Raw genomic sequence first — 15033 nt, 5'->3', positions numbered from 1 at the left:
GAAAATCGTAATCGCTTCGACAAACCGCTGCCGCACGGCTTCCTTCACCGTGCGGCGCGGCTCATAATCGCCAGCTTGTGCATGATGGCCGTGAGCCCGCAATGACGATGACTTCAGACTTCTCCGCAGCGCCCGAGCAACCCGTTGCCGAACCGCGCAAGAGTCGCAAGAACAACCCGGAAAAAACCCGCGAGAACATCCTGCAAGAGGCGATTGTCGAGTTCGTCCAGCAAGGGTTGTCCGGTGCTCGCGTCGATGCCATTGCCGAGCGCATCCATACGTCCAAGCGCATGATCTATTACTACTTCGGCAGTAAGGAACAGCTCTACGTCGAGGTGCTGGAAAAACTCTACGGCGATATTCGCAGCACCGAAAACCGTCTGCACCTGACCGAACTGGCGCCGGTGGAGGCGATTCGGCGGCTGGTGGAGTTCACTTTCGATCACCATGACCGCAATGTCGATTTCGTGCGCATCGTCAGCATCGAGAACATTCACAACGCCGAGTATGTGAAACAGTCCGATGCCATCAAGGCGATGAACAACACCATCCTCGATTCATTGGGCGAGATTCTGCGTCGCGGTGCCGAGCTGGGTGTGTTCCGCGGTGGTCTTGATCCGCTGGATGTGCATTTGCTGATCAGTTCGTTCTGCTTCTATCGCGTATCGAACCGTCACACCTTCGGTGAGATTTTTCAGATCGACTTGCCGGATGAAGCCATCAAGCAGCGTCATCGGGAGATGATTTGCGAGTCTGTGCTGCGATATCTGAAGGCCTGACGCTTTCGCGGGCAAGCCTCGCTCCTACGGTCCATGATGACTTGTAGGAGCAAGGCTTGCCCGCGATGCTTTTTCAGCCATTCATGCTCTGAAAATGCGCCAGCATCCGCTGCGCATCCGGCACCACGCCGCTGAACAATTCAAACGCCTTCACGGCCTGGAACACCGCCATGTTGCCGCCATCCAGTGTGCGGCAACCCAGGGCGCGGGCATTGCGCAACAGCTCGGTTTCCAATGGGAAATAGACAATCTCGGCCACCCACAACTCGGTGCGCAGCAGCTCGACCGGGACTGGCATGCCCGGCAGTTTTTTCATCCCCATCGGCGTCGTATTCACCAGGCCGTCAGCTTCGATCAAGGTACCAGCCAAGTCATGCCCGGCCACGGCGCGGCCCTTGCCGAAATGCTGGTTGAGGTTGTCCGCCAGGCTCTGGGCGCGGCTGATGTCCACATCGAAAATACTCAATTGCCGTACGCCTTCGCTCAGCAGCGCGTGGGCAACCGCCGCGCCGGCGCCACCAGCCCCCATCTGGACCACACGTTCAACGGCAACGCCCTTCAAGCCACGGCGAAAACCCTCGGCAAATCCCAGGCAGTCGGTGTTGTGGCCGATGCGTTTGCCGTCCTTGAGCACGACGGTGTTCACCGCGCCGATGCCGCGCGCTTCAGGCGACAGTTCGTCCAGCAGCGGGATGATCGCCTGCTTGCACGGGAAGGTGATGTTCAGGCCGGTGAAGTTCATGCGCTCGGCGGCTGTCAGCAGGTCTGGCAGGGCGTTGCTGTCCAGTTGCAGCTGATCGAGGTCGATCAGGCGATACAGGTAGCGCATGCCCTGGGCGTCGCCTTCGTGCTCGTGCAGGGCAGGCGTACGTGAGGCCTGGATACCGGCGCCGATCAGGCCGGCCAATACCGTTGGATGCTGGTTCACGATGTTCACCCTTTCAGACGTTGGCTGAAATGCTCCAGCGCCAGGCGATAGCCGTGGCTGCCGAACCCGGCCATGACCGCGATGGCGATGGCTGACACGAAGGAGTGGTGGCGAAACGGCTCGCGGGCGTGGACGTTGGACAAGTGCACCTCGATCACCGGCAATTCGCTGGCGACCAGTGCATCGCGAATGGCCACCGAAGTGTGGGTCCAGGCCGCCGGGTTGATCACGATCCCGGCGCAGCGGCCGCGAGCGCCGTGAATCCAGTCGATCAGTTCGCCTTCATGGTTGGTCTGGCGAAACTCCACCGCCAGGCCGAACTCTTCGGCTGCACGACCGCACAGCCTGGAAATGTCAGCCAGGGTTTCATAGCCGTAAGTCGCCGGTTCACGGGTGCCCAGCAGGTTCAGATTGGGGCCGTTGAGCACCAGAATGATGGGGGACATCGAATTTTCTCCACTTATTATTTTTGGCATTGGCCAGAATTCCAGCCTGTGGAGATAAATTGTACTAACTAGTTAATGTGGTCAATTGAAGAGGCGGTCCGTCAGCTATTTGTGTGCGGTGATCGAACACTTGAAAAGATCGCAGCCTGCGGCCGCTACAGGGTGTACGAATTCCCATGTAGGAGCTGCCGCAGGCTGCGATCTTTTAACGGGGCAAATGTTCGACAAGAAAATCAATGATTGCCCGAAGCCTCAACGGCATGTGACGGCTTTGCGGATAGAGCAGGGTAAATGGCCGCGAACGTCCGCCGTAAGGCTTGAGCACTTCCACCAACGAGCCGTCGGCCAGTTCCTTTTCGACGATGAACTTATAGGTCTGGAACAGGCCCGCGCCGTTTTTCGCCAGGGTCACGCCACCCAGCACATCGTCGGAACAACAGAAGTTGCCCTCGGCCAGAATCTCACGCTCCACACCCTCGTCATTGAACAGCCAGGCGATGCGCCGTCCACTGCTGGGCAATTCGTATTGAATGCATTCGTGCCGTTGCAAGTCATCGAGGGTTTGCGGGGTGCCGGCCTGCTTGAGGTACTCGGGGCTGGCGATCATCACCAGCGCGGCGTCTTCCAGTGGCCGTGCAATCAGGCCGGAATCCGGAATCGCCCGCACACGAATCGCCATGTCATAGCCTTCGCCGACGAAATCGATGTTGCGATTGCTGATGTGCGACTCGACCTTCACCGCCGGATAACGCGCGCGAAAGGCCGGCATCAACGGCAGGATCCGGTGATGGGCGTAGGTAGTCGGGATACTGATGCGCAAGGTGCCGGACGGGACCTGTTGCTGGCCCATGACTTCCCGCTGGGCTTCCACCAGCTGCGCCAGTGCCTGGCGGCATTCTTCGTAGTAGCGCCGACCACTGTCGGTCAACTTGACGCTGCGGGTGGTGCGCGCGAACAGCCGTACGCCCAGGCGTTCTTCCATGCGCGACACCGATCGACTCACCGCAGCCGGCGTAACCCCTGCCACCAACGCCGCGGCAGTAAAACTGCCGGCCTCGGCGGCCAGGCAGAACAGCTCGATGCTGCCCAACTGAAGATCGTCGAATTGTCGCTGCATGATTGATTACACCGGGGATCAAATGAAGTGTGGGAATCAGTATTTATCAGATGCCTGCGCACGGATACAGTGACGCTCCACAGGTCAGCTTTCTTATCCACCGAGCAGGAGATGCAGCATGCCTTTCGTCAGCGTTCGTATTACCCGTGACGGCGTGACACGGGAACAGAAAGCCCAGGTCATCGCGGAAATCACCGAGACCCTGCAACGCGTCCTCGGCAAGCCACCGGAACTGACCCACATCGTGATCGAGGAAATCGACACCGATAACTGGGGGCACATGGGCGTTACCACGACCGAGCTTCGGAAAAATCAGCCGGGGTGATGTGCAGAAAGGCAAGACAGCCGTCCTTGTGACGGCTTTTTTGTGGGCGATGGGAAAGGATTGCTAACGATTTTTCAAGGTTGCCCCGCGAACGCCCAGCAGTCTGAACGCTAGGCTCAGATGCGTATTTTCGGTGCGAAATTCAGCACCGGTGATCGGATTTTTCCAAGGAATTTCGAGTCCATGGGCTCATTAACCTAACGGATGGGTTAGCATGAAGGTATGCAGCTACAAAGGGCTTTGGGTGGTGATCCTGTTGCGTGACGAGCATTGTCCGCCTCATGCGCATGTGGATGCCGGCACGTGGAGTGCGAGATTCAGGTTCAGCTTCTGGCACAACGGTGTCGAGCTCTGGGACGTGGTCCCGCTTTCGCGCCACCCGCCCTTGGCGGTGCTTGAGGGTTTGCGTCATTCGCTCAAGCAGCCTGTCCATTTGCTGCGTGCTCGAGGGATCTGGTGGCGAAAATTGCAGACAGTCTGTCTGGAAAATCAATTGTGGGACTGGCACAGCAAAGAGGTCGTCGCAGTGAAAAGAGTCGTCAGCACGACCAACATGATTGGATGTGCTCGCTACGAACCTGAAACGAACACAACGCGGCTGTCCCTGATAGGTGCACAGGAATGTGTGGAGATCGAGTTATGAGAACGATAAAGGCTAAGGCCCAGGCAGACACACCGATCACGGAAAGTGGTGTGGACGAAGCTATCAAGCGTGGGCAGTTGCGCAGAAACAACAGCCTGCAAGCGACGGCCGTCAACTTTATTGACCCTTGCCTGGCCGTCACCTTCGAAGATGGCAGCGGTGTCCTGCTGCCAGTGGCGAATTATCCCGAGTTCGACGATTTCGAGGCCGAGGATTTTGCCGGGCTGACCATCGGTTTCGGCGGTACCGCACTGTGCCATGAAGGCAAGGACGTGGATGTCTCCCTCGCAGGCATGATTTCGGCGAGCCAGTCATTGATGGCCATGGCCGCCTCGGTAATTGCTTCACGCAACGGCCGCCAGAGCAGCGCCGCGAAAGCTGAAGCCGCCAGGGCCAATGGCAAGAAAGGCGGGCGGCCACGCAAGGCCGATGTGGTGCTTTAAACGCCCACAAAAAAGCCGTCATCACGACGGCTATTTTGTATCTGAAGGCACGCATTAACGCCGGGTCAACAACACGCCCGATTCCATGTGATGCGTCCACGGGAACTGGTCGAACATCGCGCATTGGGTGATGCGGTGGGTGTCGTGCAGTTGGGCGATGTTGGCCGCCAGGGTTTCCGGGTTGCAGGAGATGTACAGGATGTTGTCGAAACGCCGGGTCAGTTCGCAGGTATCCGGGTCCATGCCGGCGCGGGGCGGGTCGACGAAGACGCTGCCGAATTCGTAGCTCTTCAGGTCGATGCCGTGCAGGCGACGGAACGGGCGGACCTCGTTCAGCGCTTCGGTCAGTTCTTCGGCGGACAGGCGCACCAGCGTGACGTTATCCACAGCGTTTTCGCTGAGGTTGCTCAAGGCTGCGTTAACCGAGGTCTTGCTGATTTCGGTGGCCAGTACCTTGCGCACGCGGGTGGCCAGCGGCAGGGTGAAGTTGCCGTTGCCGCAATACAGCTCCAGCAAGTCGTCCTTGCGATCTCCCAGTGCATCGAATGCCCAGTTGAGCATCTTCTGGTTCACCGTGCCGTTGGGCTGGGTGAATGCGCCTTCCGGCTGGCGGTAGCTGAAGGTGCGCCCACCGACTTGCAGTTTTTCCACCACGTAGTCGTGGCCGATGACTTCACGCTTGCCCTTTGAGCGACCGATGACGCTGACATTCAGGTCGGCTGCCAGTTTCGAAGCCGCCGCGTGCCAGTGCTCGTCCAGCGGGCGGTGATAGCACAGGGTGATCATGGCATCGCCGGCCAGGGTGGTGAGGAACTCCACCTGGAACAGCTTGTGGCTCAGGGCCGAGCTGGCCTGCCACGCGGCCTTGAGCTGCGGCATCAACTGGTTGATGCGCAGGCTGGCAATCGGGAACTCTTCGATCAGGATCGGCGTGCGCTTGTCTTCCTGGGAAAACATCGCGTAATGGCGCTCGCCGGCCTCGCGCCACAGGCGGAATTCGGCGCGCAGGCGGAAGTTCTGCAGCGGCGAGTCGAAGACGGTTGGCTCTGGCGCATCGAACGGGGCCAGAAGGTCACGCAATCGCGTGACCTTGTCTTCGAGTTGAGCGGCGTAGGCCTGGGTATCAAATGTCATGCGTTGAACCAACCGAGCTTGATCACGAACAGAATCGACAGAATCACCAGGGCCGGGTTCAGCTCACGACCGCGACCGGACATCAGCTTGATGGCGGTCCAGGAAATGAAGCCGAAAGCGATACCGTTGGCGATGGAGTAGGTGAGCGGCATGGCGAGTGAAGTAATCACAACCGGCGCGGCCACGGTGATGTCGTCCCAGTCTATTTCGGCCAGGCCGGAAGTCATCAGCACGGCGACGAACAGCAGCGCCGGGGCGGTGGCGAAGGCTGGAACGCTGGCGGCCAGTGGCGAGAAGAACAGTGCCAGCAGGAACAGGATCGCCACGACGATGGCCGTCAGGCCGGTACGGCCACCGGCACTCACGCCCGCGGCGGATTCGATGTAGCTGGTGGTGGTCGAAGTGCCCAGCAGGGAACCGGCCATCGCCGCCGTACTGTCGGCGATCAGGGCGCGGCCCATTTTCGGCATGTGGCCGTCCTTGCCCATCAGGCCGGCGCGCTTGGCGACGCCGATCAGGGTGCCGGAGTTGTCGAACAGGTCGACGAACAGGAAGGCGAAGATCACGCTGACCAGACCGATGTCCAGCGCGCCCTTGATGTCCAGTTGCAGGAAGGTCGGCGCCAGCGAAGGCGGCATCGACATCACGCCGCCGAACGGGGTGAAGCCCATGACGATGGAAACGATGGTGACCACCAGAATGCCGATCAGCACCGCACCGCGCACGGCGAGGGCCTCCAGGGCGACGATCAGGGCGAAGCCGAGGGTCGCGAGGATCGGCGCCGGTTGTTTCAGGTCGCCAAGGCCGACCATGGTCGCCGGGTTGCTGACCACGATGCCGGCGTTGTGCAGGGCGATCAGGGCCAGGAACAGGCCGATACCGGCAGCAATCGCCGAGCGCAGCGGCAGCGGGATGCTGTTGATGATCCATTCACGGATTTTGAAGATCGACAGCAGGAAAAAGCACACGGCCGAGATGAACACCGCACCCAGTGCCACTTGCCAGGTGTGACCCATGTGCAGGACCACGGTGTAGGTGAAGAAGGCGTTCAGACCCATGCCCGGTGCCAGGGCAATCGGATAGTTGGCGATCAGGCCCATCACCGTCGAGCCGATAGCGGCTGCCAGACAGGTGGCGACGAAGACGGCGCCCTTGTCCATGCCGGTCTCGCCGAGGATGCTCGGATTGACGAACAGAATGTAGGCCATGGCCAAAAAGGTCGTGACGCCCGCCAGAATCTCGGTGCGTACGTTGGTGTTGTGTGCCTTGAGTTGAAACAGCCTTTCCAGCATGTCTGCTCCCCGTGGCGCGCCCGGCGCCGTGAATGTATCGACCTCAACAGCAAAGCACAGACCGCTCGAGGCGCCTGGGATTTTTCTGTGGGTCGGAAAAAGCCGCGCATCATACCAGTAGCACAGGGTTATGGCTGCCTATGGCAGTGATCGTCGTCGATGTTTTGCGTTTGGCTTGAGTCAGCCATACTGCGCGCCTGATTTTTGGGGGTGTGTATTTCATGAAAATGCGTCTGTTGATCCTGCTGGCCATGCTCCTGGGGGCACAAACCGCCCTGGCGGCCCCGGCACCGCCATTGACCCAGGTAAAGGTGCTGAAGGTTGAATCCGCTGGCTGTGGCTTTGAAACCATTGAAGAAGGCCAGACGCAGACCCGCTGCAATCACAGTGGCCCGAACATCAGGATCTACGTGCTGGAAGTGGGTTATGGCCGCAACCAGCCCCAGGTCGGGCTGGACGGCTTCGAACTGAACGGCACCCGTACGCCGGTCTGTGCCTTCGATAACGGCAACCTGACCGATTGCGTCGCCGGTCGAAAAACCGTCGGCAATCTGTACATTTTCGATATGGCCGGGAAACAGGAAGGCACCTTCACCTTCAGCAACACCTCGATCAATGCGCCGGGCAACACGATGTCGACGCAGCTTTATATCAAGTGAGGGTGAGCCTCGAACAAGGGTAGGGAAACCTGACTAAGCTTTAATGATCATTCCGTGGATTGCACCTATGACCTTTAGAGCTTTGATTACCCTTGCAGAGGGCATCGATGACCTGCAAGCCGTAACCCTGGTCGACGTGCTACGCCGCGCCAAGGTGGAAGTGGTGTTGGCCAGTATCGAAAGACGGCGCATGCTCACCTGCGCCCGGGGCACTCGCCTGACCAGTGACGCCATGCTGATCGACCTGCTGGCACAACCCTTCGACCTGATCGTCCTGCCGGGCGGTGCCGTCGGGGCGCAACACCTGGCCGCCCACCAACCCCTGCAACAATTGATCAAGGACCAGGCCGCAGCCGGTCGCCTGTTCGCAGGCATCGCCGAAGCCCCGGCACTGGCACTGCAAACCTTCGGCGTGCTGCGTCAGCGGCGCATGACCTGCCTGCCTTCCGCCAGTCATCAACTTTCAGGCTGCAACTTCGTCGATCAGCCGGTGGTGGTCGATGGCAACTGCATCACGGCCCAGGGCTCGGGTGCCGCGCTGGCCTTTGCCCTGGCGCTGGTGGAGCAACTATGTGGCAAAGCGACCCGGGCGGCAGTGGCGGGGGAGTTGGTCGTTTAAAGCGTTCAGGCGCTGGCTTTTTCTTCCGCCGGTACATGCATCCGGTCGCGTTGGGCCAATGTCGGGAACAGCTTGATCCAGGTCCCGGTCACCACCAGCGTTCCGATCCCGCCCATGACCACCGCCGGCACAGTGCCGAACCAGTGGGCGGTCAGGCCGGACTCGAACTCACCCAACTGGTTTGAAGCACCGATGAACAGGCCGTTCACCGCGCTGACCCGGCCGCGCATTTCATCCGGGGTTTCCAGTTGCACGAAAGACGCGCGGATCACCATGCTGATCATGTCGGCCGCGCCCAGTACCACCAGCACCGCCAGCGAGAACCAGAACGAGGTCGACAGGCCGAAGGCGATGGTCGCCACGCCGAAAATCCCTACCGCTGTGAACATCACCCGACCGACATTGCGTTCCACGGCGAACCTGGCCAGGAACAGCGACATCAGCAGCGCGCCCACCGCCGGTGCCGAACGCAGCAAGCCCAGACCCCAAGGGCCGGTGAGCAGAATGTCCTTGGCGAATACCGGCAACAGCGCCGTGGCGCCGCCAAGCAGGACCGCGAACAGATCCAGGGAAATCGCCCCGAGAATGTCCGGACGGCTGCGAATGAAACGAATCCCCGCCAGCAGCGAATCCAGGGTCGCCTTGCCCTTGTTCAGCGGCGTTTGCCGGGCCGGCAGGTTGAGCATGAGCGAGCAGGCGATGACATACAGCAGGACGGTCGGGCCATACACCCACACGCTACCAAAGGCATACAGCAAGCCGCCCAGGGCCGGAGCGACGATGGTGGCTGACTGCTGGGCCGACTGCGCGGCGGCCACGGCCCGGGGAAACAGGCCGCTGGGCACGATGCTCGGCAACAGGGCCTGGGTGGTCGGCATCTCGAAGGAACGGGCGGCGCCGAGCAGGAAGGCGAGGATGAAGATCATTTCCCGGGTGACATGGTCAGTCGCGCTGCCGATGGCCAGCGATAGGGCGATGAGTGCCTGCAGGGACTGGCAGATCGCCGCCACCTTGCGCCGATCGTAGCGGTCCGCGACGTGTCCGGTGTGCAGCATGAACAGCACCCGCGGTGCAAACTCCACCAAACCCACCAGACCGAGGTCGAGCACGTTGCCAGTCAACTGATAGAGGTTCCAGCCAATGGCCACGGTGAGCATCTGAAAGCCGCTGGCGGTGAAGATCCGGGCGAACCAGAACGCGAGGAAAGGGCGGTGGTGACGTAGCAGCAAAGGCTCTTGGCTGGGCATTTGAAGGCATATCGGCAGGAAGTGAAGGGCGAGATTATCACCAGCCTGTAACAAGAAGTTGCTGATTGTGAAAATTTCATTAGCCAGACATCGATTTCGCTGGCAACACAAAACCCTGTAGGAGCGAGCCTGCTCGCGAAGGCGGCGGCACATTCAGAAATGATGTGACAGACAATCCGCTATCGCTAGCAGGCTCGCTCCTACAGGGGGATGTGTTTCTGCCTGTTGCTGCGGCCATGAGGCAACTTGTCACGCGGCAAAAGACCACGCGGTTCAACCCCGCAAATGGGACTACTCTTTCAACGTTGCTTGATCCAGATCAAAAACCCTCAAGGGCGATGATCCGGCGGCCATGAGGCCAGACTCCCTGCGTAGCGATGCGTGTAAAAAAAGAACAAACAGAGATTCGCCACACTCCATTACCCGTGGGGGCCGTGGATGCAGGCTTCCAGCCAGCAGCCGTATTACCTGACAGAGGAAGACTTATGTTCGGTTTAGAGGCACTTGATCTCGCCCGAATTCAGTTCGCGTTCACCATCTCGTTCCACATCCTGTTCCCTGCCATCACCATTGGCCTGGCCAGTTACCTGGCGGTACTCGAAGGCCTGTGGCTCAAGACCCACAACGACACCTACCGTGACCTCTACCATTTCTGGTCGAAGATCTTTGCCGTCAACTTCGGCATGGGCGTGGTCTCGGGGCTGGTCATGGCCTATCAGTTCGGCACCAACTGGAGCCGTTTTTCGGACTTCGCCGGTTCCGTGACCGGTCCCCTGTTGACCTATGAAGTGCTCACGGCATTCTTCCTCGAAGCCGGTTTCCTCGGCGTGATGCTGTTCGGCTGGAACAAGGTCGGACGTGGTTTGCACTTCTTCGCCACGGTTATGGTGGCCATCGGTACACTCATTTCGACTTTCTGGATTCTCGCCTCCAACAGCTGGATGCAGACGCCGCAGGGTTTTGAAATCGTCAACGGCCAAGTCATTCCCACCGACTGGATCGCGGTGATCTTCAACCCCTCGTTCCCCTATCGCCTGATGCACATGGCCACCGCTGCATTCGTCGCCACGGCGTTTTTCGTCGGCTCGTCCGCGGCCTGGCATTTGTTGCGCGGCAAGGACAACCCAGCGATTCGTAAAATGCTCTCGATGGCCATGTGGATGGCCCTGATCGTCGCGCCGATTCAGGCCGTGATCGGCGACTTCCATGGGCTCAATACCCTTGAGCACCAGCCGGCGAAAATCGCCGCGATCGAGGGCCACTGGGAAAACAAGGGCAATGAGGCCACTCCGCTGATCCTGTTCGGCTGGCCGGACATGAAAGAAGAAAAGACCAAGTTCGCCGTGGAGATCCCGTATCTGGGCAGCCTGATCCTGACCCACTCCCTGGACAAACAGGTACCGGCACTCAAGGAGTTCCCGCCTGAAGACCGGCCGAACTCGACCATCGTGTTCTGGTCGTTCCGGATCATGGTCGGCCTGGGTTTCCTGATGATCTTCACAGGTCTCTGGAGTCTCTGGCTGCGCAAGCGCGACACGCTCTACAGCTCACGCCCATTCCTCTATCTGGCGCTGTGGATGGGACCGTCCGGCCTGATCGCGATTCTCGCCGGCTGGTTCACCACGGAAATCGGCCGTCAGCCCTGGGTCGTCTATGGCCTGATGCGCACGGCAGATGCGTCGTCCAACCATAGCGTCATGCAGATGAGCATCACCTTGATCCTGTTTGTGGTGGTGTATTTCGCGCTGTTCGGTGCCGGTCTCGGCTACATGATGCGCCTGGTGCGCAAGGGACCGAAGGTCGACGAAGGCAAGGAAACCAACGACGGTGGCCCGGGCCAGAAACGCACCCCGGCGCGTCCCCTGTCTGCTGCCGACGATCACGCCGACGCGGACCACACCGCGGCCAAGGAGATTTGAATCATGGGTATTGATCTTCCGCTGATCTGGGCCGTGATCATCATCTTCGGCATCATGATGTACGTGGTCATGGACGGCTTCGATCTGGGCATCGGGATCCTGTTCCCGTTCATTCCGGGCAAGACTGATCGCGACGTGATGATGAACACCGTAGCCCCGGTTTGGGACGGCAACGAAACCTGGCTGGTGCTTGGGGGGGCGGCGTTGTTCGGGGCCTTTCCGTTGGCTTATTCGGTGGTGCTCTCGGCGCTGTACCTGCCGCTGATCTTCATGCTGATCGGGCTGATTTTCCGTGGCGTGGCCTTCGAGTTCCGTTTCAAGGCGCGGGACGATAAACGACATCTGTGGGACAAGGCGTTCATTGGCGGCTCAATCGCGGCCACCTTCTTCCAGGGCGTGGCGCTGGGGGCTTTCATCGATGGCCTGCCGGTGGTTGATCGTCAATACGCCGGCGGCTCTCTGGACTGGCTGACGCCGTTTACCCTGTTCTGTGGTGCTGCGTTGGTGGTGGCCTATGCGTTGCTGGGCTGCACCTGGCTGATCATGAAGACCGAAGGCAAGCTACAGGAACAGATGCATGACCTGGCGAGGCCTTTGGCGTTCGTGTTGTTGGCGGTGATCGGCATCGTCAGTATCTGGACGCCGTTGGCTCACGTCGAAATCGCCGAGCGCTGGTTCACCCTGCCGAACCTGTTCTGGTTCCTGCCGGTGCCGATTCTGGTGCTGGTGACCCTGTACGGCCTGATCCGCGCGGTCGCGCGAAATGCGCACTACACGCCATTCCTGCTGACGCTGGTGCTGATCTTCCTCGGCTACAGCGGCCTGGGAATCAGCCTGTGGCCGAACATCGTGCCGCCGTCGATCTCCATCTGGGACGCCGCCGCGCCGCCGCAGAGTCAGGGCTTCATGTTGGTGGGTACGCTGTTCATCATCCCGTTCATCCTGGGTTATACCTTCTGGAGCTACTACGTGTTCCGCGGCAAGGTCACCCATGAAGACGGTTATCACTAGTCCCCTGTAGGAGCGAGCCTGCTCGCGATGGCGTCGGCAGCGACGCCATCCATCTTGAAGAGGTTGAAGCAAATGACTGGCAAACCTTCCCTGCACGACATTCAAGAAGCCGAAAAAAAACCGCTATGGCAGCGGCTTGGCTGGCTGGCCCTGATCTGGGTCGGCAGTGTCGGTGCACTGTTCATCGCGGCCAGCCTGATGCGGATGTTCATGAACGCCGCCGGTCTGACCACGCACTGAAAACATCGCATCCCTCTTGTGCCTTCGGGTGCGAATTTAAAACCCTCCGCCCGGAGGGTTTTTTTCGACTGGTTACTTGCGGGCCTTGAGAATCACGAACTTCGGCGTGGCCGCCACTTGCTCGACGCCGCGGAACAGGCGCGCCAATTTGCTGTGATAACCCAGATGGCGGTTGCCGACGATGTACAGCGCACCCCCCACCACCAACGCTTCCCGGGCTTGCTGGAACATCCGCCAGGCGAGGAAGTCGCCAACCACCTGTTGCTGATGGAACGGTGGATTGCACAGCACCACGTCCAGTGATTGAGGATCCTGCCCGGCCAGGCCATCGCCGGCACGCACGATGACATCGCGCTCGCCCAGCGCCGCACGCCAGTTCTCGGCGGCCGATTGCACCGCCATGAACGATTCATCCACCAGCGTGTACTGGGCTTCAGGGTTTTGCAGGGCACTGGCGATCGCCAGCACGCCATTGCCGCAGCCGAGGTCGGCCACGCGTGCGGCCCCCAGGTTTTTCGGCAAGTGCGGCAGAAACGCCCGGGTACCGATGTCCAGGCCTTCGCGGCAAAAGACGTTGGCATGGTTGAGCAGTTCGATGGCAGGTGAGTCGAGGCGATAACGCGTCGGGTAAGGGGAGGTGGCCGGCGTCTTGTCCTCCGGCGTGGCGATCAGCAGCCGGGCTTTCTTCACCGCCAGCGACGCCTGTACCGGGCCAATGTAGCGCTCAAGCAGATCACCGGCGGCACGCGGCAAATGTTTGATCATTGCCGCGGCAATCACCTGGGCTCCGGGCGCCAATTGGCCTTGCAGGCGGATCAATTGTTCTTCCAACAGGGCCAGGGTCTTCGGCACCCGAATCAGCACCTGGTCAAAGGGGCCGGTTGCCGTTTCGCTGGCGGGGATGGCTGGCACTGCGTCAAATGCCCGGCCATTGCGGGCCAGGTTCTTCTCCAGCCCCTGAAACGCCAGGAATGAGTCGCCGCTGCTGGTCACATCGACCTTGCCGGCCAGACTTGCCGCCAATGCCCCAAAACTGTCGTTGAGCACCAACACCCGTGTGTCGATCGAAGTCTGCTGTTCGGCCAGATGGTTGAGCAGGTACTCATCTGCCGCATCAAAGGCTTGCAGGGGTTCGTTCTGCTGTTCGGGTTGACGGATCAGGTCGAGGCTGGCGAAAGGCGTTTCGAGCAAAGGCATGGGGCGGGGCTCTGGGTAATCAACGGGTATCCCGCGCCCAGGGGCGTTGTAGCGGGCGTGGTCGTCCGAGTTCGGTGCGTCGTGAAAGACTCACATGTCATCACTCTGGAGGAACTGCGGATGGTACGTTTTTTTGAGTCGGATTACCCGCAGGTTTTGCGGTTCAGCGCGTCGCGCCGCTGTTGAGGTAGCCAGCCTTCACGGCGGCAATCACGGCGGAAACCTTGTTGTTGACCCCGAGTTTGCGGATGGCTTCCTGGACATGGAAGTTCACTGTCCGTGCGCTGATATTGAGAATTCGCGCGCTCTCATACGCCGTTTTGCCCAGTGCAGCGAGTTTCAGTACGTCGATTTCCCGCACCGATAAATTCGTCCCACAGATTTTTTCCGCCTCCCTGGGCATCGACTGGGTGACCAGATTATGCAGATGACGACCAATGAAGGTGGTGAAGCCAAGGTTTTCATACAGTTCCCATGGGCTGATGGGGCAATGACTCCTGGCCACACTCACAATGCTGCACAAACCGCTTTCATCATCGTGAATCGCTTGTGACCACCCGTACTGTATGCCTTGTTGCTCAAGCGCGTTCCATATCCAGGGCGCATCGTGGAAAAGATCCTCACTCCAAAGAACCGGCAATGGGGATTGATTGCAATGAGCTACTATCGGGTCAGTGGCGACGAGTTTTTGTTTCTCATACTCACGGCTCCACGCAACGGGATAATTGTTGAACAGCGATGTATGGAAGTGCTCTGTTTTCGTTGGGCAAGTGGTTGAAAAGGCAAAAAATTTGAAGCCGATATTCTTTATGAAGTTCAAGGAACTCTGGAACGCATTCCCAAGTTCGGTCGTAGAGGAAATTTGTTCAAGCTGAGACTCCTTCCACCGCTCCATCATGGGCTCCGTTTATTTGTTCTAGACAGTTAATATTGGATCCAGAGTGTTTGCGTTTGGATTGTAGGATCAATCCTACTGCTGTGCTGAGATTTTTTTGAATTTATATCGGAGTGGAAGTAGATGGTCTGGTTCTATG

17 protein-coding genes are annotated in these 15033 nt (G+C 59.5%); 9 read left to right on the top strand and 8 right to left on the bottom strand.

Annotation, left to right across the window (positions count from 1 at the left end):
• The first annotated feature begins 101 nt into the window (after positions 1-101).
• Positions 102-779 carry a TetR/AcrR family transcriptional regulator gene (locus tag DKY63_RS16045; protein WP_110964989.1) on the top strand — a complete coding sequence of 226 codons (678 nt, stop codon included), beginning with the start codon at positions 102-104 and terminating at the stop codon, positions 777-779.
• Positions 780-852: 73 nt separating this feature from the next.
• Here the strand turns inward: DKY63_RS16045 and DKY63_RS16040 are convergent, their stop codons facing one another.
• The 3 genes from DKY63_RS16040 to DKY63_RS16030 all read right to left on the bottom strand — a co-directional run bounded on the left by DKY63_RS16040 (position 853) and on the right by DKY63_RS16030 (position 3270).
• On the bottom strand, positions 853-1707 hold the full coding sequence (locus DKY63_RS16040; RefSeq protein WP_110967934.1) for a shikimate dehydrogenase: 855 nt from the start codon (positions 1705-1707) through the stop codon (positions 853-855).
• A gap of 5 nt (positions 1708-1712) precedes the next feature.
• Positions 1713-2153 carry a type II 3-dehydroquinate dehydratase gene (gene aroQ, locus DKY63_RS16035; RefSeq protein ID WP_110964988.1) on the bottom strand — a complete coding sequence of 147 codons (441 nt, stop codon included), beginning with the start codon at positions 2151-2153 and terminating at the stop codon, positions 1713-1715.
• Between the two features lie 205 nt (positions 2154-2358).
• Positions 2359-3270 carry a LysR family transcriptional regulator gene (locus tag DKY63_RS16030; RefSeq protein ID WP_110964987.1) on the bottom strand — a complete coding sequence of 304 codons (912 nt, stop codon included), beginning with the start codon at positions 3268-3270 and terminating at the stop codon, positions 2359-2361.
• 118 nt (positions 3271-3388) lie between these two features.
• On the opposite strand from DKY63_RS16030, the gene DKY63_RS16025 reads away from it, so the two are divergent.
• The 3 genes from DKY63_RS16025 to DKY63_RS16015 all read left to right on the top strand — a co-directional run bounded on the left by DKY63_RS16025 (position 3389) and on the right by DKY63_RS16015 (position 4681).
• Positions 3389-3595 (top strand): tautomerase family protein, encoded by a 207-nt coding sequence (locus DKY63_RS16025; protein WP_110964986.1) that lies wholly within the window; start codon positions 3389-3391, stop codon positions 3593-3595.
• A 214-nt stretch (positions 3596-3809) separates the two neighbouring features.
• Positions 3810-4238, top strand: a complete 429-nt coding sequence (locus DKY63_RS16020; RefSeq protein ID WP_110964985.1) for a DUF4160 domain-containing protein — start codon at positions 3810-3812, stop codon at positions 4236-4238.
• On the top strand, positions 4235-4681 hold the full coding sequence (locus DKY63_RS16015) for a DUF2442 domain-containing protein (RefSeq protein WP_110964984.1): 447 nt from the start codon (positions 4235-4237) through the stop codon (positions 4679-4681). Before DKY63_RS16020 ends, DKY63_RS16015 begins: the two co-directional genes overlap by 4 nt.
• A gap of 54 nt (positions 4682-4735) precedes the next feature.
• On the opposite strand, the gene trmA is transcribed toward DKY63_RS16015, so the two are convergent.
• Together trmA and DKY63_RS16005 are read right to left on the bottom strand one after the other, a co-directional pair.
• Complete coding sequence (gene trmA, locus DKY63_RS16010; protein ID WP_110964983.1) at positions 4736-5815, bottom strand: tRNA (uridine(54)-C5)-methyltransferase TrmA; 1080 nt, start codon at positions 5813-5815, stop codon at positions 4736-4738.
• Entirely contained in the window at positions 5812-7107 is a 1296-nt protein-coding gene (locus tag DKY63_RS16005; protein ID WP_110964982.1) for an NCS2 family permease, read from the bottom strand. The genes trmA and DKY63_RS16005 overlap by 4 nt, the downstream gene beginning before the upstream one ends.
• A 221-nt stretch (positions 7108-7328) precedes the next feature.
• Between DKY63_RS16005 and DKY63_RS16000 the strand changes: the two genes are divergently transcribed.
• Together DKY63_RS16000 and DKY63_RS15995 are read left to right on the top strand one after the other, a co-directional pair.
• Positions 7329-7766: a DUF4879 domain-containing protein gene (locus tag DKY63_RS16000; protein WP_110967933.1), complete on the top strand. Its 438-nt coding sequence runs from the start codon at positions 7329-7331 to the stop codon at positions 7764-7766.
• Positions 7767-7833: 67 nt separating this feature from the next.
• Entirely contained in the window at positions 7834-8385 is a 552-nt protein-coding gene (locus DKY63_RS15995; RefSeq protein WP_110964981.1) for a DJ-1 family glyoxalase III, read from the top strand.
• Positions 8386-8390: 5 nt separating this feature from the next.
• On the opposite strand, the gene DKY63_RS15990 is transcribed toward DKY63_RS15995, so the two are convergent.
• Positions 8391-9632, bottom strand: a complete 1242-nt coding sequence (locus DKY63_RS15990; protein WP_110964980.1) for an MFS transporter — start codon at positions 9630-9632, stop codon at positions 8391-8393.
• Between the two features lie 485 nt (positions 9633-10117).
• Here DKY63_RS15990 and DKY63_RS15985 point away from each other — a divergent pair, with 485 nt between their 5' ends.
• From DKY63_RS15985 to DKY63_RS15975, 3 genes are all read left to right on the top strand, one after another.
• Positions 10118-11551 (top strand): cytochrome ubiquinol oxidase subunit I, encoded by a 1434-nt coding sequence (locus DKY63_RS15985; protein WP_110964979.1) that lies wholly within the window; start codon positions 10118-10120, stop codon positions 11549-11551.
• A 3-nt stretch (positions 11552-11554) separates the two neighbouring features.
• The gene (gene cydB / locus DKY63_RS15980) at positions 11555-12562 is read left to right on the top strand and encodes a cytochrome d ubiquinol oxidase subunit II (protein WP_110964978.1); all 1008 of its coding nucleotides are present in this window, start codon (positions 11555-11557) and stop codon (positions 12560-12562) included.
• Between the two features lie 72 nt (positions 12563-12634).
• Positions 12635-12802 carry a DUF2474 domain-containing protein gene (locus DKY63_RS15975; protein ID WP_110964977.1) on the top strand — a complete coding sequence of 56 codons (168 nt, stop codon included), beginning with the start codon at positions 12635-12637 and terminating at the stop codon, positions 12800-12802.
• Between the two features lie 72 nt (positions 12803-12874).
• Here the strand turns inward: DKY63_RS15975 and DKY63_RS15970 are convergent, their stop codons facing one another.
• Positions 12875-13999 (bottom strand): methyltransferase, encoded by a 1125-nt coding sequence (locus tag DKY63_RS15970; protein WP_110964976.1) that lies wholly within the window; start codon positions 13997-13999, stop codon positions 12875-12877.
• Positions 14000-14162: 163 nt separating this feature from the next.
• A complete protein-coding gene (locus DKY63_RS15965; RefSeq protein ID WP_110964975.1) occupies positions 14163-14894 on the bottom strand; it encodes a helix-turn-helix transcriptional regulator in 732 nt (243 codons plus the stop codon).
• Positions 14895-15033: the final 139 nt, after the last annotated feature.

Origin of the sequence: Pseudomonas putida, assembly GCF_003228315.1 — a bacterium.
Taxonomy (GTDB): Bacteria; Pseudomonadota; Gammaproteobacteria; order Pseudomonadales; family Pseudomonadaceae; genus Aquipseudomonas; species Aquipseudomonas putida_S.
Note: the sequence above shows the minus strand (reverse complement) of the source record. Positions and strands in the feature narration are given on the sequence as shown.

Bases quoted from the DNA above. Each gene is read 5' to 3' on its own strand.
- DKY63_RS16000 (WP_110967933.1), top strand. From the start codon at position 7,329: ATGAAAATGCGTCTGTTGATCCTGCTGGCCATGCTCCTGGGGGCACAA.
- DKY63_RS16015 (WP_110964984.1), top strand. From the start codon at position 4,235: ATGAGAACGATAAAGGCTAAGGCCCAGGCAGACACACCGATCACGGAA.
- trmA (WP_110964983.1), bottom strand. From the start codon at position 5,815: ATGACATTTGATACCCAGGCCTACGCCGCTCAACTCGAAGACAAGGTC.
- DKY63_RS15985 (WP_110964979.1), top strand. From the start codon at position 10,118: ATGTTCGGTTTAGAGGCACTTGATCTCGCCCGAATTCAGTTCGCGTTC.
- DKY63_RS16005 (WP_110964982.1), bottom strand. From the start codon at position 7,107: ATGCTGGAAAGGCTGTTTCAACTCAAGGCACACAACACCAACGTACGC.
- DKY63_RS15975 (WP_110964977.1), top strand. From the start codon at position 12,635: ATGACTGGCAAACCTTCCCTGCACGACATTCAAGAAGCCGAAAAAAAA.
- DKY63_RS16020 (WP_110964985.1), top strand. From the start codon at position 3,810: ATGAAGGTATGCAGCTACAAAGGGCTTTGGGTGGTGATCCTGTTGCGT.
- DKY63_RS15970 (WP_110964976.1), bottom strand. From the start codon at position 13,999: ATGCCTTTGCTCGAAACGCCTTTCGCCAGCCTCGACCTGATCCGTCAA.
- DKY63_RS15965 (WP_110964975.1), bottom strand. From the start codon at position 14,894: ATGGAGCGGTGGAAGGAGTCTCAGCTTGAACAAATTTCCTCTACGACC.
- aroQ (WP_110964988.1), bottom strand. From the start codon at position 2,153: ATGTCCCCCATCATTCTGGTGCTCAACGGCCCCAATCTGAACCTGCTG.
- DKY63_RS16025 (WP_110964986.1), top strand. From the start codon at position 3,389: ATGCCTTTCGTCAGCGTTCGTATTACCCGTGACGGCGTGACACGGGAA.
- DKY63_RS16045 (WP_110964989.1), top strand. From the start codon at position 102: ATGACGATGACTTCAGACTTCTCCGCAGCGCCCGAGCAACCCGTTGCC.
- DKY63_RS15990 (WP_110964980.1), bottom strand. From the start codon at position 9,632: ATGCCCAGCCAAGAGCCTTTGCTGCTACGTCACCACCGCCCTTTCCTC.
- DKY63_RS16030 (WP_110964987.1), bottom strand. From the start codon at position 3,270: ATGCAGCGACAATTCGACGATCTTCAGTTGGGCAGCATCGAGCTGTTC.
- DKY63_RS15995 (WP_110964981.1), top strand. From the start codon at position 7,834: ATGACCTTTAGAGCTTTGATTACCCTTGCAGAGGGCATCGATGACCTG.
- cydB (WP_110964978.1), top strand. From the start codon at position 11,555: ATGGGTATTGATCTTCCGCTGATCTGGGCCGTGATCATCATCTTCGGC.